Origin of the sequence: Streptomyces sp. JB150, assembly GCF_011193355.1 — a bacterium.
GTDB lineage: Bacteria > Actinomycetota > Actinomycetes > Streptomycetales > Streptomycetaceae > Streptomyces.
Window position 1 is genome coordinate 7,272,257 of sequence record NZ_CP049780.1, and the last position, 13,349, is coordinate 7,285,605.

Here is a 13,349-nt window from a genome sequence, read left to right on the forward strand (position 1 = left end):
GGTGACACCCCGTCACTCACCGGCCGGGCCGGGCGATCAGCTCCGCACCCCGCCCTGGCGGGCGGCCTCGTCGGTCATGTCCGTCACCTGCCGCGCCGGGGGAGCGTCCGCGTCCACGTCCACGCCGAAGTCGGTGAACTCCAGCACCGTGCGCACGGTCACCTGCCGCGGCCCGGACGAGGCACCCGCGCGGGACTCGCCCCGCGCGGCGGGCGCGGCCTTGACGGTCATGTCGACCTGCTGGCGCCGGATCCGGCCCTCGTCGTCGAGCCAGAGGTCCATGGGCAGGGTGGGCCCGACCTGTTCGCTCAGCTTCCGGCCGTCGGGCAGCTCGGCGACGTCCACGACCACGCGGTAGCGCGTGGTGCGCACGCCCCCGACCTCGGCCGTGCCCTTCTCCGTCACGTCCTTGTCGTCGACCGCCTTGGCCAGCGCCGCCGAACGCGCCGGGTCGTTCATGGTCTGACCGCCGGCTCCCTGCCGGGCGGCCACCTTCTCCAGATCGATCTTGATCCACGGCTTGCCGCCGGGCGCCTGCCCCGCCGGAGGCTTCTGATACAGCACCTGGTCCACCACGCGCTGCTCCATCCGCTGCCCCTCGGCGGTGACGGTCATGACGCTGTCACCGTCCTCCAGGTCGACGGTGCCCTTGCCGTCCGCGGTCACCGAGTCCCCCTGCGCGGAGGTCCGCACCTTGAGCGTCACCCGCGCGGTGTCCTCCTCGGCCGTCCTGTCGTAGGCGGAGCGGACCGCCCGCGTTCCCTCCTCCCGCGCGCCGGGACCACCGCTCGCGGAAGCCTTCTTCGCGGACCCGGCCGTGTCGCTGTCACTCCCGCCGTCCCCGCAGCCCACCAGTACCGTCCCGGCGAGCACTCCGGCCACGGATAACGCCGCGATCCTGCTGCCGCTGCCCGACCTGGCCATCAGTCGAACCTCCCTGGTGTCGGTTCACAGCCGGCCCGGTACGCGGGCCGGCCACATGGTCACGGTCCCAAGTGCCCGCTTGTGCCATGAACGCACCTACCGGATCGATACGACGGCGACGCGCCGTCAACCGCGTGCCCATCATCCCGTCAACCGGGAGCCACCACCCTGTCAACCGGGAGCCACCACCCCGTCGACGAAGGCCACCGCCGGCGTCAACCGCGAGCCCACCGCCCCGCGTTCGCCTCCGTCGCCGCCTCGTCCGCCCGCCCTCCGCCCCCGAGCAGCCCGGTGCTCTCGAGCGGCACCCCGGCCGCCTCCAGGGAAGTGAGGTGCCGCCGGGAGGTCCGCAGCACCAGCGCCGGCAGCGCCGCTCGGGACATCTGGGCCAGACGCAGCCAGGCGGGCACGTAGACGGCGGTACGACGCTCCTCGACGGCCCGCGCGAGCCGGGCGGTGACACGCTCCGCGGCGTCCACGTGCCGCGCCGGGAGCGGCATGTGACCGCGCAGTTCCCGCATGGTCCGGTACCGGTCGGCGGCGCGGATCATGTCGGTGTCGACCCAGTTCATATAGGCGATGCCGACGGCCACCCCGTGGTGCGCCTCCTCGGCCCGCAGCGCGTGCGCGAAGGCCTCCACGCCCGCCTTGGAGGCGCAGTAGGCGCTCATCATGGGTGCGGCGACGCAGGACGCCAGGGAGGCGACCTGGAGGTAGTACCCGGCGGTCTCGCGCAGGTCCGGCAGGAACGTCCGGACGGTCAGCGCGCTGCCGGTCAGGTTGACGTCGATCACGCGGCGCCAGCGGCCGGGGTCGGTCACCGCGAAGGGGCCGCCCTCCGCGATCCCCGCGTTCGCGACGACGACGGACGCGGGCCCCAGCACGGCCCGCACCCGCTCCGCGGCCCGCCGCAGCCCCGCGCCGTCCGTGACGTCGACCTCCTGGGCGAGGGCGGGCACCGGCAGGGAGCGGGCCACCTCCTCCAGGGCCTCCTTCTCGTGGCCGAGGAGGGCGAGCCGGGCGCCGCGGTGGGCCAGGTCCCGGGCCAGGGCGGCGCCGAGACCACGGGCCGCACCCGTGATCACGACCGTACGGTTCACGAGCGGGCCGTCATGCATGGGACCGATCCCCTCGCCGTCTCACCCCGGCACGGGCCGGGCTCGTCCGGTGCGCACGTCCCGGACGACGCGCTGTGGGTCGTATGACCCCTTATGGGCCGTGTGCCCCACCTGGGGGATCGGTCATCCCGCCGGATCGGTCACTCTGCCGGATCGGTCATCCCGCCGGATCGGTCATCGCCTGGGACCGGCGCGGTCGCATCGGTCACTGCCTGCGGCCGGTGCGGTCGCGGCGGGCCAGGACGCGCTGCGCCCCCGCCCGGCCGGGCGGAATCCGGCGGCGCAGCGCCGCGCGGGCCGCGTTCGCGCCGCAGGCGCCGTGGACACCGCCGCCCGGATGGGCGCCCGCGGACGCCAGGTACAACCCGGTGACGGGGGTCTCCGGGCGCCCGGTGCCGGGGAGCGGACGGAAGACGAGCTGCTGATGCAGGGACGTGGTGCCGCCGTTGATGGCGCCCTGGTACAGATTGGCGTTCATCGCCTGGAGTGTGGGCGGGCCCAGGACGCGGCGGGCGCGGATCAGCGCGCGGAAGCCGGGAGCGAACCGCTCGACCTGGCGTTCCACGCGGTCGGCCATGATCTGCTGCTCCTTGTCGTCCCAGGCCCCGGTGAGGCCTTCGTCGCCCGCGTCGGAGCCGACGTCGAGCGGCACGTGGGTGTAGGCCCAGGCGGACTCGGTGCCGTGCGGCGAGCGCGACGGATCGGACGTCGTCATCTGGCCGAACAGGGCGAAGGGCCGGTCCGGGACCTGCCGCATGGCGATCTGCGCCGCGAACCGGGTCAGCTCGTCGACCCCGTCGGCCAGATGCACGGTGCCGGCCCGCGCCGCCTGCTCGGCCCGCCAGGGCACCGGCCCGTCGAGCGCCCAGTCGACCTTGAAGGTGGCGAAGTCCCACTGGAAGCGCCGCAGGTCTTCCAGCACCTGGCCGGGAAGGTGCTCCGGCCGCACCAGTCGGCCGTACAGGGCGGGCACGGACACGTCCGCCAGCACCGCCCGCCGCGCGCCGTACGTCTCCCCGCCGGCGGTGCGCACCCCGACCGCCCGGCCGTGCCGTACGACGATCTCGTCCACCCGGCGACCGCAGCGCAGCACCCCGCCCCGGGCCAGCAGCCTGCGCGTCAGGGCCTCGGTGAGGGCGCCGGCGCCGCCCACCGGCACCGGGAAGCCGTACGTCTGCCCCAGCATCGACATCAGCCAGCCGAAGCCGCCGCTGCCCGCCGCCTCGGGCGCGAGATCTGCGTGCAGCGCGTTCCCGGCGAGCAGCAGCCGGCCGCCCTGCCCCCGGAACTCCTCCTCGCCCAGGCGCCGCACCGGCAGCAGCAGGCTGCGGGCGAGCCGCAGCCCGCCCGCGCCGCGCAGCCGCACAACGAAGCGGACGCCGGCGCGCACCGGCGGGAAGGGGGTGAACAGGGCGCTCAGCACATCGCCGCGGATGCGCTGCCACACGTCGTGCAACCGCCGCCAGGCGTCGCCGTCTCCGGGCGCGAAGGCGTCCAGGGAGTGTGCCGTGACCTCGATGTCGCGGTCGAGGACGGCGCAGCCGCCGTCGGACAGCGGGTGGGCCAGGACGTGCGGCGCGTGGCTCCAGCGCAGGCCGTGCTCCTCAAGGCGCAGTCCGGCCACGATGGGGGAGGCCGCGGCGAGCGGGTAGAAGGAGCTGAACAGGTCGCTGACGAACGCCGGATCGACCCCCCGGTCGTGGCGTACGGCGCCGCCCGCCTCGTCCTGCTCCTCCAGCACCGTCACGCTCCAGCCCGCGTCGGCGAGGAGATTGGCCGCCACCAGGCCGTTGGGTCCCGCCCCGATCACCACCGCGTCAGGCATGCCCGTCCCCCGGCGCGCCCGCCCCGGCCCGCACGCCGGGCCCGGCCGCGTCGCCCCGCCCCGCCCGTTCCTCGGCCTCGCACAGCCGGGCCAGGCGGGCCAGCATGGCGCGGTGCCGCAACTGGATCAACGCCTCCGTGCCCGCGTTGTGCAGCCGCCCGCCGGCACCGCGCAGGGGATGCTCGTCGACGAGGACCAGACAGTGTTCACCCCACCGCTTCAGCTCGATGGCTATCCGCACGGTGCCCAGCGGGCCCGCCTTCGCCTCCAGCTCCAGCGCGGAGCCCTCCTCGCACCGCCGTACGACGGTCTCGTTGCTCAGCCGGACCGGCCCGATCCGCACCTCGTAGCCGATCGCCGCGTCCTCCTGCGGCCAGGCGCCCCGCACCGGGCGCGAGCTCGCCGTGCCCACCACCCAGTCCGCGTAACGGGTGCCGTCGGCCAGGACGGCCCACACCGTCTGCGGACGGGCTTTGATCAGACAGTGCCGCACCGCCATGGACATCTCCCACGCTCGGTTGTCCTACGTCCGTCACCGCGGAGTGCCCGCTTGCATCGAGCCGAAACGGCGACAGCGGCGGAGGGACGGAACCCGATGCGCGCGGCGACCGCCGTCGGCGCGCCCGTCACGCCGACGGCCGGTAGTTCGCCAACGACCAGATCACGAACACGGCGAACAGCATCATGATGAGCGACCACAGGGGGGCGTACGGCAGGAACAGGAACTGGGCGACCAGGCTCAGCGAGGCCAGCGCGATACCCACCGCGCGAGCCCACTCGGCGCCGGAGAGGATGCCCCACCCGGTGACCGCGGCGACGACGCCCAGAATGAGCAGAATCCATCCCCATCCGGTCAGGTTGATCTCGTAGACGTAGTCGCCGAGCCGGGCGTACACGTCGTCCTCGGCGATCGCGGCGATGCCCTGGAAGACGGCGAGGACGCCGTGGAGGAGCATCAGCACCCCGGCGAAGGCGGCACCGCCGGTGGCCCACGGGCCGGCGCTCCCCGGGGCGGTTCCGCGGCCGGTCTCGGGTGTCGTCGTCGGGCGCGGCTGAGCGGTCATGGGGCGGGCCTCCGCTTAGAACGGACGGGAAGGGGCACGGCGGCGGGTGCCGGGTGCCCGTCTGCTCCTACGACCTTGCCGCCGGGCGGGGGAGACGGCCACAGGCGCTCGGTCGAACGGGTGACGCGGCCGCCCCCGTCCGTGGCCGTCACCTCGCCGTACGTGACGGACGGACCGGCCGGCACCGGCCGAGTCGCCCCGCGCGCCGCATCGGGGCACGCTGGGAGGCGTGAGCAGTGCGCCGATCGTCGTGCACCGGCCCTCCCGCACGGGCGGCCGGAGAGTGACCGTGCACAGCCACGGACACGACGAGATCCTCGGCACCGCCTACAGCGACCACGATCTGGTCGTGTTCCTCCAGGGCGCGGGCATTCCCGATCCCGAGGCCATCCTGGACGACCCCCGATGGGTGGAGTGGCGCGGCGGCCACGCCCACGAGTTCAGCGCCGCCTGACCGCCCGCCGCGCAGCCACGGAACGTCGTTGCCGCCCCGGCTCCTGCCGCGGGAGCCGGCTGAAGAAGCCGAAAAGCCCACGCGGACGCCGGAACACCCCGAGACTGATCGGGACAGGCAAGTCCGATCATGAAATGGGGCGTTGATCCATGACCGCGGTGTTCGTCCACGGCGTTCCCGAGACCGACGAGATCTGGCGGGAGCTGCGCGACCACCTCGGCACCGACAGCGTCGCCCTCACGCTGCCGGGCTTCGGCGGCTCGCCGGAGCCGGAGCGCCCCGACAAGGAGTGGTACGCCGACTGGCTCGCCGCGGAACTGGCCCGGCTGCCCGGCCCGGTCGACCTGGTGGGCCACGACTGGGGTGCCCTGCTGACCTACCGGGTCGCGACGGCCCATGACGTGCCGCTGCGCAGCTGGGCCGCGGACTGCGCCGGCCTCCTGCGCCCCGACTACGTCTGGCACGAGGTGGCCCGGATCTGGCAGACGCCGGGCGAGGGCGAGGCGCTGAACGAGCGGCTGCGCGCCGCGTCCGCCGACGATCCGGCGAGCCTGGCGGCCGGGCTGCGCCGCCTCGGGATGCCGGGTCGGCACGCGCTGGCGATGCAGAAGGCGTTCGACATGCCGATGGGGGAGGCGATCCTCGGCCTGTACCGCTCCACCGTTCCCCACCCGTACGCCCACTGGGGCGCCGCGTTCGAACGGCCGACGGCCGCTCCCGGGCTGGTGGTGTCCCCGGAGGGCGACCCCTTCGACGACACGGCGGCCGCCCGCGCCGTCGCGGCCCGGCTCGGCGCCCGCGTGGCGGTGCTGCCGGCCACCGGGCACTTCTGGATGCTGGAGGATCCGGCCGGCGCCGCGCGGGTGCTGAGCGAATTCTGGGCGGGTCTGTAGCCGGCCGGGGCGGCCCTCGCTAGTCGAGGATGTGCCGCAGATACGCGCGGGGGTCGGCGAGATATCTGCGCCAGTGGTCGACGAGGGCCAGCTCGTCCCAGGCGGCCCGGCGCATGCCGTGCTCGCCGACCTCGACGATGTCGGCGCCCGGCAGCGCGGTCAGCAGCGGGGAGTGAGTGGCGCAGACGACCTGGCCCCCGGCCCGGGCCAGCTGGTCGATGTGACCCAGCAGTTCCAGGCAGGAGGTGAACGACAGCGCCGCCTCCGGCTCGTCCAGCACGTACAGCCCCGGCTGGTGGAACTTGCCGCGGAACGCGGCGAGGAACCCCTCCCCGTGACTGACCGAATCGGGCGCGAACCCCTCCCGGCCGAGCGCGTCCAGCGCGGTCTCGGCGCGCAGGAAGAAGCCCTTGCGCGCGGACCAGCTGCCCAGCATGGACCGGCCCCGCGGCGCGGCGTCGAAGCGCAGCCGCTCACCCAGCACCGATCGGGGGCGGTGACTGGCGTACCGCCAGTCGTGGGAGCCGCCCCAGGAGTCCAGGCCGAACCCTTCCGCGATCGCCTCGACCAGGGTCGACTTGCCGGAACCGTTCTCACCGACGACGAACGTCACCGGCGCGGTGAACCGCAGTCCCTCCGTCAGCAGCTGGCGCACACAGGGCACCGACCAGGGCCACTCTCCGTCCTCCCACGCACCGCTGTGTGCGTACGCGCGTTCGATGATCACGGGGCGAGTCTCGCACAGGGCCCGCCCACACGGTCGTCACGGCCTACCGCGGCGGCGTCGCGATCTGGATGAGGTTGCCGCAGGTGTCGTCGAAGACGGCGGTGGTGACCGGGCCCATCTCCAGGGGCTCCTGGGTGAAGCGGACGCCGAGGCCGCGCAGCCGCTCGTACTCCGCCCGCACATCGTCGACGGCGAACTGGGCGAGCGGGATGCCGTCGGCGACGAGCGTGTCGCGGTAGGTGCGGGCGATGGGGTGGCCGATGGGCTCCAGCAGCAGTTCCGTGCCGTTGGGCTCGTCGGGTGAGACGACGGTCAGCCACCGGTCCTTCTCGCCCACCGGGACGTCGTGCTTCTTCTCGAACCCGAGGATTTCGGTGTAGAAGTGCTCGGCCTTGGCCTGGTCGTCGACGAAGACGCTGGTCAGACGGATCTTCATGGGGTGTTCTCCTCCGGTCCGGGCTTGTCGGGCGTGAGCCATCGTTCGGTGATCTGACGCAGCGGCGCCGTGTTCAGGTCGTGGAACTTGTACCGGCCCTCCCGCCTGGTCTCGACGAGGCCGGCGGCCTCCAGTACCGCGAGGTGCTGGGAGACCCCCTGCCGCGAGATGCCGAGCCCGTGCTTCATGCTCAGCCGCGAGCAGATCTCGAACAGTGTCTGTCCGGACCTCTGGGTGAGCTCGTCGAGGATGATCCGGCGCGTCGGGTCGGCCAGGGCTTTGAAAAGGTCGTCGGCCACGGCCACACCATAGGCAACTCTCCACTTGCCTATCAAGTCCAATTCGGAAGCGTGTACGGAAGATCGCTGGCAGAATGACCGGCCTCGCCCTGTCGATCCACGAGAGCAACGGAGCGGACCACGTCGACCGACACCACCCCCGCGCAGCCACCCGCACTGCCCCCCTGGTTCCGCCGCCTGACCTGGCCCGAGGTCGACCCGTCGCGGCATCCGTTCGTCTGGGACGAGGCCGAGGAGGCCCTGGTCACGGCTGCGATCAAGGAACTCGTACCGCCCGTCCGGGACGGCTACGAGGGTTCGTGGCGCGCCGAGCGCGCGTTCGTGTGCCACCTCACCGCGTTCTACGTCGAGCGGTACGGCCCGTGGGCGCAGGACTGGAACTGGACCGTCGGCGAGGGCGACGCCGACGGTGGCGTCGTCCACAGCTGGTGCTGCGGCGCCCATTCGGTGACCACGCCCGACGAGACCGCCGCCCGCGCCGTGGCCGCCCTGCTGGAATGGCGGGGGCGGCTGGAGGAACTCGCCGATCGTTTCGCCCGGTTGGCGCCGCCGCCCCAGGCCGGACCCGAGGAGCGCAGCTGGCACCTGGAGCGCGCCGCGGTACGGCTGGTGACGTGGATCGTGGACCTCACGGGCGGGGAGAGCGGCTGGTACGGCATCTGCAGCCTGGTGCTGGAATGGTTCCTCACCTCGACCGGCATGGATCTGCAGGCGGCCCGGGCCGCGGTCGCGGACGCCATCGGCGGACGCTTCGAGAGCTGGGTCCGTCCCGGGACGACCGTGATCGACGCGGTCGGCGAGGACCTGGCCGTCGGGCTGACCGGCCGGCTGCCGTACCGCGACCACCGGGAGCACAGCGACCTGGAGGAGTTCCATGACCGCCGCTGAGCCCGACTCCCTGGCCGTGTGGTGCCGGGTGAGACGGCAGGTGCGGTGGGCGGCACCGACCGGCGCCGAGGACGTCACGGGCCCGGTCACCCCGCGCGTCGACGGCTTCGTCGCCTGGTGCGAGGGGCCCGTCCGGCGGCGCGACCCCGAGCGCGCGGCGCGGCTGCGGTCGGCGTACGCGCTGGCCCGGGCGGACGCCGCCCGGGGGACCGAGCTGACCTTTCCGGTGCTCGCCCGGTGGCAGCGGGCGGTACTCGGTGGCGCCGAGGCGCCGTTCCGGACGGGCGTCGCCTACGCGAAGGGCGGGCGCGAGCGGTACGGCCTGACGCCGCACACCGAGTCCGACTTCGCCCGGTGCCTGCGCGACAGCGCCGACCCCGCCGTGCCCCTCGCCGCCCGGGCGGCCCGTACCTACCTGGACGTCGCCTTCTTCCACCCCTTCGACGACGGCAACGCCCGCGCCGCCCTCCTCGCCCTGACCTTCGTCCTGGCCCGGGAGGGCGTCGTCCTGGACGAGGTCGGCCCCCTCCAGGTCACCCGTCACGCGGACGACCCGGAGGGCGCCGCCGACCTCGCGACCCTGGTCGCCGTCCTCACCCGTGCGACCCGCCGGCGATCGGCCGCCTCCGGTCGGCACACCGCCGCCAGGCCTTAGACGAGGTGCGCCGCGAGCGGCAGTCCCTGCCGGCGGACGTCACCGGCGACGAGAGCGGCGATCCGCCGGGCGCCGTACGTCTCGAAGTGCGTGCGGTCGCCGCAGAAGAACGCGCCCACGGGACCCGACCCGAAGTCGCCGTTGTGCGGGCAGAACCGCAGGCTGTTGTACAGCGACACGCTCAGGCTCTGCAGGTCGACGACCGGCGCCCCGGTCGCGGCCCCGGCGGCGCGGGTCTCGTCGACGAAGCCGCGGTTCCTGGTCGCGGTGGAGCCGGAGCAGGTGAGGGCGGCCACCGGGGTGAGCAGCACCGGATGGGCGCCCCGGGCCAGCGCGGCCCGCGCCATCATGGTCATCAGCTGCTGGTAGCGCGCCGGGCCGACGTGGCGGGGGCAGGTGGGGGAGGAGTCCGTGATGCCGAACTGGATGAACAGGTAGTCGCCGGCCTTCATCCCGGTGGCCGCGTCCAGCATCGCCTGCCAGCGAGCCTAGTAGGCGGGGGAGGTGAGGGCGCACTCGCCGTCGGAGCCCATCGTGCCGCTCACGTTCGACTCGTACAGCCAGGTCTGGATGGACCGCCCGCCCACCGCCTGGTTCCGCACGGTCACGTCACCGTCGAACAGGGCGTCGAACTGACTCCCCCACCCGACCGGGCACGGCGCGCTCGCGCCGGGATTTGCCATGGTCGAGTCACCGGCGAGCCAGACGGTGACCGGCTCACCCGCCGCCCGCCGGCCCGAAGCCGCCCCCGGCACCGCGTGCGCCACGTGCGCCCTGTGCGTCGCGTGAGCCGCGTGCGCCGCGTCGGCGCACCGCGCCGCTACGCCGCCTCCGGTCGCCGAAGCGGCCCCAACTCCCGTGACCGTCACGGTGATGGCCATGGCCATCACCGTGACGACGAGCATCCGTAAGGTCTTCATCGGCCGCAGTTTCCTGGCCGCACTCCTGAGTGTCAATCAGTAAGCAAAACAAAGTCACTAATACCAACAGGGTCGAACACCCAAGCCTGACAAAATCCTTGACGAGGTATCAGCGGCTCCCTACTCTCACAGCCCGTGGGAGCGGTCCCACGACGGTCCGAGTGAACCGGCACCCCCACTCCGCCCCCGAAGACACCGGCGTTCACTCGCTTCCCCCTACCTCGGAGGTCATCGTGACCGACGCACACCGGCACCCCCGCGGCAGGCTGATCGGCGCCCTCACGGCCACCGCACTGGCCGCCTGCGCGCTCGCCGCCCTGCCGCAGCCCGCGCACGCGGCCACCGCGCGGCAGGTGGAACGCCTCGACCGGGGACTGACCAGCGTCCACACCAGCGGCGGAAACCTGGTGTCGTGGCGGTGGCTGGCCACCGACCCGAACGACGTGGCGTTCAACGTCTACCGCGGCGGCACCAAGCTCAACTCCGCCCCGCTGACCGCCTCGACCAACTACTTCGACGCCGGCGCCGCGGACTCCGCCGACTACACCGTGCGCGCGGTGGTGAACGGCACCGAACAGCCCGCCTCCGAGAAAGCCCTGCAGTTCCGGTCCGGCTACCTGGACGTACCCCTCTCCCCGCCCGCCGGCGGCACCACCCCCGACGGCGTCGCCTACACCTACGAGGCCAACGACGCCTCCACCGGCGACCTCGACGGGGACGGAAGACTCGACCTGGTCCTGAAGTGGCAGCCGACCAACGCCAAGGACAACTCGCAGTCCGGCTACACCGGCAACACCGTCGTCGACGGCATCCGGCTGGACGGCACCCGGCTGTGGCGCATCGACCTGGGCCGCAACATCCGCTCCGGCGCCCACTACACCCAGTTCCAGGTCTACGACTACGACGGCGACGGCAAGGCCGAGGTCGCCATGAAGACCGCCGACGGCACCCGGGACGGCACCGGCGCCGTCATCGGCAACGGCTCCGCCGACCACCGCAACTCCAGCGGCTACGTCCTGTCCGGCCCCGAGTACCTGACCATGTTCAACGGGCAGACGGGCAAGGCCATGCAGTCGGTGGACTACGTCCCGGCCCGCGGCACCGTCTCCTCCTGGGGCGACTCCTACGGCAACCGCGTCGACCGCTTCCTCGCCGGCACCGCCTACCTCGACGGCACCCGCCCCTCACTCATCATGGCCCGCGGCTACTACACCCGCACCGTCATCGCCGCCTGGGACTGGCGGAACGGCTCCTTCACCCGCCGCTGGACCTTCGACACCAACTCCTCCACCAACACCGGCAAGGGCTACGACGGCCAGGGCAACCACAGCCTGTCGGTCGCCGACGTGGACGCCGACGGCAAGGACGAGATCGTCTACGGGGCGATGACGGTGGACGACAACGGCGCCGGCCTGTGGACGACGAAACTCGGCCACGGCGACGCGGGCCACGTGGGCGACCTCAACCCCTCCCGGGCGGGCCTGGAGTACTTCAAGGTCTCCGAGGACTCCTCCAAGCCCGGTTCCTGGATGGCCGACGCCCGCACCGGCCAGATCCTGTGGCAGACCGCCTCCGGCAGCGACAACGGGCGTGGCGTCGCCGCCGACGTCTACGCCGGCAGTCCGGGCGCCGAGGCCTGGTCGGCAGCCGACACCACCCTGCGCTCGGCCACCGGCGCGTCCCTCGGCCGCGAACCCTCCAGCGTCAACTTCCTGTCCTGGTGGGACGGCGACCCCGTGCGCGAACTCCTCGACGGCACCCGCATCGACAAGTACGGCACCTCGGGCGACACCCGCCTGCTGACCGGCTCCGGCGTGTCCGCCAACAACGGCACCAAGTCCACCCCGGCGCTCTCCGGGGACATCCTCGGCGACTGGCGCGAGGAGGTGATCTGGCGGACGAGCGACAACCGCGCCCTGCGCATCCACGCCACCCCGCACCAGACCAACACCAAGATCACCACCCTGCTCCACGACACCCAGTACCGCACCGCCCTGGCCTGGCAGAACACCGCCTACAACCAGCCCCCGCACCCCAGCTTCTTCCTCGGCAACAACATGCCCACCGCGCCCCGCCCCACCGTCTACACACCCTGACCGGCTGACCAGGTCAAGCCACACACCAGGTGCGGCCCAGGCGGCAGCTGACAGCACGTCGCCGTCAACTGCCGCCGCAGGCAGTCAACTTCCGGGGAGGGACTGGGGAGATCCATCACGGAGCGTCTCGAGGGCGTCCGTCTTGGTCGGCTGGCCGGACACAAGACGTCGTTTCTCCTGCGCCAGGTGAGGGCAGATCGGCCGGAGTGGACCCAAAGGCCGAGCAGGGTAACCCGCACCGCGGTGAGGGGGACGGAGGCCCGTTCGTATCGTCATCGACGACCGAGCCACCCGCCCCCAGCCCGACGCGGCCGACGAGCAGTGACAGCACGAAAGCCCCGGCGCTGAAGGGTTGGGACGATCCGCACTACCGCGTTCCGCCGACGCGTCACACCGCGCCGGTGAGACCCGCGAGCGTCAGCGCCCTGGTGACGGCCGGCAGATCCGGCGGGCCGTCGCCAGGAACCTCGGGCCGCAGGCGGTCCAGCAGCGGCCGCGGCCGGAGCCGGTACGCCTCGGCGTCCGTCAGGAACGCGTCCGGTCCCGGACCGCCGGGCGTCTCGTCGAGGCGGGACGCCAGATCGCCGAGGACGCGTTCCCGGTCGACGAAGCCGCTCAGGCCGCAGTCCAGGCCGTCGTCGTGGAGGTCGGCCGGGTACGGGGCGCGGGCCCAGGCCCCGTTCTCGTACCAGTAGACGCACCCCAGCTCGTACCCTTCGAGCCGGTCGCGCAGTTCCTCGTACGGCAGCCAGCCGGGGGCGCCCGCCAGCATGTCGATCGGCGGGTCGTACCACTTCACGCCGCTCGACTCGTCCTCGCCGTACAGCACGTAACGGCCCTCGCCCCTCCGGGACATGGTCCACCAGGTGCAGCCGCTGTCGTCCCAGTGGAGTCCCGTCGCGTCGATCCAGCAGCCGGTGCGGTGCCCGCCGCGGCGGCCTTCCCGTCCGGTGGTCGCGTCGAGGGCGGCGAGCAGGGCCCACCGCGCCCACAGCACCTCGCCCGGCGGAAGGTCCTCCGGCAGCCCCGGCCGGTGAATGGTCATGTACG

General features: G+C 73.1%; 16 protein-coding genes. 5 read left to right on the forward strand and 11 right to left on the reverse strand.

The annotated features are described in order from the left end of the window. Nucleotides 1–36 precede the first annotated feature (36 nt). From G7Z13_RS33030 to G7Z13_RS33050, 5 genes are all read right to left on the reverse strand, one after another. Nucleotides 37–924, reverse strand: coding sequence for a hypothetical protein (locus tag G7Z13_RS33030; protein ID WP_166004396.1), 888 nt, complete (start codon nt 922–924; stop codon nt 37–39). A gap of 215 nt (nt 925–1,139) precedes the next feature. After that, a complete protein-coding gene (locus G7Z13_RS33035) occupies nt 1,140–2,042 on the reverse strand; it encodes an SDR family oxidoreductase (protein ID WP_166004397.1) in 903 nt (300 codons plus the stop codon). A 205-nt stretch (nt 2,043–2,247) separates the two neighbouring features. Beyond that, complete coding sequence (locus G7Z13_RS33040) at nt 2,248–3,867, reverse strand: NAD(P)/FAD-dependent oxidoreductase (protein WP_166004398.1); 1,620 nt, start codon at nt 3,865–3,867, stop codon at nt 2,248–2,250. Continuing rightward, complete coding sequence (locus G7Z13_RS33045; protein ID WP_166004399.1) at nt 3,860–4,366, reverse strand: SRPBCC family protein; 507 nt, start codon at nt 4,364–4,366, stop codon at nt 3,860–3,862. The genes G7Z13_RS33040 and G7Z13_RS33045 overlap by 8 nt, the downstream gene beginning before the upstream one ends. Before the next feature lie 127 nt (nt 4,367–4,493). Then, entirely contained in the window at nt 4,494–4,931 is a 438-nt protein-coding gene (locus G7Z13_RS33050; protein WP_166004400.1) for a hypothetical protein, read from the reverse strand. A 229-nt stretch (nt 4,932–5,160) separates the two neighbouring features. Here G7Z13_RS33050 and G7Z13_RS33055 point away from each other — a divergent pair, with 229 nt between their 5' ends. After that, the gene (locus G7Z13_RS33055) at nt 5,161–5,385 is read left to right on the forward strand and encodes a hypothetical protein (protein ID WP_166004401.1); all 225 of its coding nucleotides are present in this window, start codon (nt 5,161–5,163) and stop codon (nt 5,383–5,385) included. Nucleotides 5,386–5,534: 149 nt separating this feature from the next. Beyond that, nucleotides 5,535–6,278, forward strand: coding sequence for an alpha/beta hydrolase (locus G7Z13_RS33060; RefSeq protein WP_166004402.1), 744 nt, complete (start codon nt 5,535–5,537; stop codon nt 6,276–6,278). Nucleotides 6,279–6,297: 19 nt separating this feature from the next. On the opposite strand, the gene G7Z13_RS33065 is transcribed toward G7Z13_RS33060, so the two are convergent. From G7Z13_RS33065 to G7Z13_RS33075, 3 genes are read right to left on the reverse strand one after another with little or no spacing between them, the layout of a single operon-like run. Continuing rightward, nucleotides 6,298–7,005, reverse strand: coding sequence for an AAA family ATPase (locus G7Z13_RS33065; RefSeq protein ID WP_166004403.1), 708 nt, complete (start codon nt 7,003–7,005; stop codon nt 6,298–6,300). A gap of 43 nt (nt 7,006–7,048) precedes the next feature. Then, nucleotides 7,049–7,441, reverse strand: a complete 393-nt coding sequence (locus G7Z13_RS33070; RefSeq protein ID WP_166004405.1) for a VOC family protein — start codon at nt 7,439–7,441, stop codon at nt 7,049–7,051. Continuing rightward, on the reverse strand, nt 7,438–7,740 hold the full coding sequence (locus G7Z13_RS33075; protein WP_166004406.1) for a metalloregulator ArsR/SmtB family transcription factor: 303 nt from the start codon (nt 7,738–7,740) through the stop codon (nt 7,438–7,440). Before G7Z13_RS33075 ends, G7Z13_RS33070 begins: the two co-directional genes overlap by 4 nt. 321 nt (nt 7,741–8,061) lie before the next feature. On the opposite strand from G7Z13_RS33075, the gene G7Z13_RS33080 reads away from it, so the two are divergent. Together G7Z13_RS33080 and G7Z13_RS33085 are read left to right on the forward strand one after the other, a co-directional pair. Then, complete coding sequence (locus G7Z13_RS33080) at nt 8,062–8,628, forward strand: hypothetical protein (RefSeq protein ID WP_240926436.1); 567 nt, start codon at nt 8,062–8,064, stop codon at nt 8,626–8,628. Next, a complete protein-coding gene (locus G7Z13_RS33085) occupies nt 8,615–9,283 on the forward strand; it encodes a Fic family protein (RefSeq protein WP_166004408.1) in 669 nt (222 codons plus the stop codon). The genes G7Z13_RS33080 and G7Z13_RS33085 overlap by 14 nt, the downstream gene beginning before the upstream one ends. Here G7Z13_RS33085 and G7Z13_RS33970 read toward each other — a convergent pair. Both G7Z13_RS33970 and G7Z13_RS33975 read right to left on the reverse strand, forming a co-directional pair. Next, a complete protein-coding gene (locus G7Z13_RS33970; protein WP_240926437.1) occupies nt 9,280–9,756 on the reverse strand; it encodes a hypothetical protein in 477 nt (158 codons plus the stop codon). The two genes, G7Z13_RS33085 and G7Z13_RS33970, sit on opposite strands and share 4 nt — an antisense overlap. 15 nt (nt 9,757–9,771) lie before the next feature. Next, complete coding sequence (locus tag G7Z13_RS33975) at nt 9,772–10,203, reverse strand: hypothetical protein (protein WP_166004411.1); 432 nt, start codon at nt 10,201–10,203, stop codon at nt 9,772–9,774. A gap of 293 nt (nt 10,204–10,496) precedes the next feature. Here G7Z13_RS33975 and G7Z13_RS33100 point away from each other — a divergent pair, with 293 nt between their 5' ends. Beyond that, nucleotides 10,497–12,299, forward strand: a complete 1,803-nt coding sequence (locus G7Z13_RS33100) for a rhamnogalacturonan lyase (protein ID WP_240926557.1) — start codon at nt 10,497–10,499, stop codon at nt 12,297–12,299. A gap of 388 nt (nt 12,300–12,687) precedes the next feature. Here the strand turns inward: G7Z13_RS33100 and G7Z13_RS33105 are convergent, their stop codons facing one another. Then, entirely contained in the window at nt 12,688–13,344 is a 657-nt protein-coding gene (locus tag G7Z13_RS33105) for a hypothetical protein (RefSeq protein WP_166004413.1), read from the reverse strand. Between the last annotated feature and the right edge of the window lie 5 nt (nt 13,345–13,349).

Bases quoted from the DNA above. Each gene is read 5' to 3' on its own strand.
- G7Z13_RS33030 (WP_166004396.1), bottom strand. From the start codon at position 924: ATGGCCAGGTCGGGCAGCGGCAGCAGGATCGCGGCGTTATCCGTGGCC.
- G7Z13_RS33035 (WP_166004397.1), bottom strand. From the start codon at position 2,042: ATGCATGACGGCCCGCTCGTGAACCGTACGGTCGTGATCACGGGTGCG.
- G7Z13_RS33040 (WP_166004398.1), bottom strand. From the start codon at position 3,867: ATGCCTGACGCGGTGGTGATCGGGGCGGGACCCAACGGCCTGGTGGCG.
- G7Z13_RS33045 (WP_166004399.1), bottom strand. From the start codon at position 4,366: ATGGCGGTGCGGCACTGTCTGATCAAAGCCCGTCCGCAGACGGTGTGG.
- G7Z13_RS33050 (WP_166004400.1), bottom strand. From the start codon at position 4,931: ATGACCGCTCAGCCGCGCCCGACGACGACACCCGAGACCGGCCGCGGA.
- G7Z13_RS33060 (WP_166004402.1), top strand. From the start codon at position 5,535: ATGACCGCGGTGTTCGTCCACGGCGTTCCCGAGACCGACGAGATCTGG.
- G7Z13_RS33070 (WP_166004405.1), bottom strand. From the start codon at position 7,441: ATGAAGATCCGTCTGACCAGCGTCTTCGTCGACGACCAGGCCAAGGCC.
- G7Z13_RS33085 (WP_166004408.1), top strand. From the start codon at position 8,615: ATGACCGCCGCTGAGCCCGACTCCCTGGCCGTGTGGTGCCGGGTGAGA.
- G7Z13_RS33970 (WP_240926437.1), bottom strand. From the start codon at position 9,756: ATGCTGGACGCGGCCACCGGGATGAAGGCCGGCGACTACCTGTTCATC.
- G7Z13_RS33975 (WP_166004411.1), bottom strand. From the start codon at position 10,203: ATGAAGACCTTACGGATGCTCGTCGTCACGGTGATGGCCATGGCCATC.
- G7Z13_RS33105 (WP_166004413.1), bottom strand. From the start codon at position 13,344: ATGACCATTCACCGGCCGGGGCTGCCGGAGGACCTTCCGCCGGGCGAG.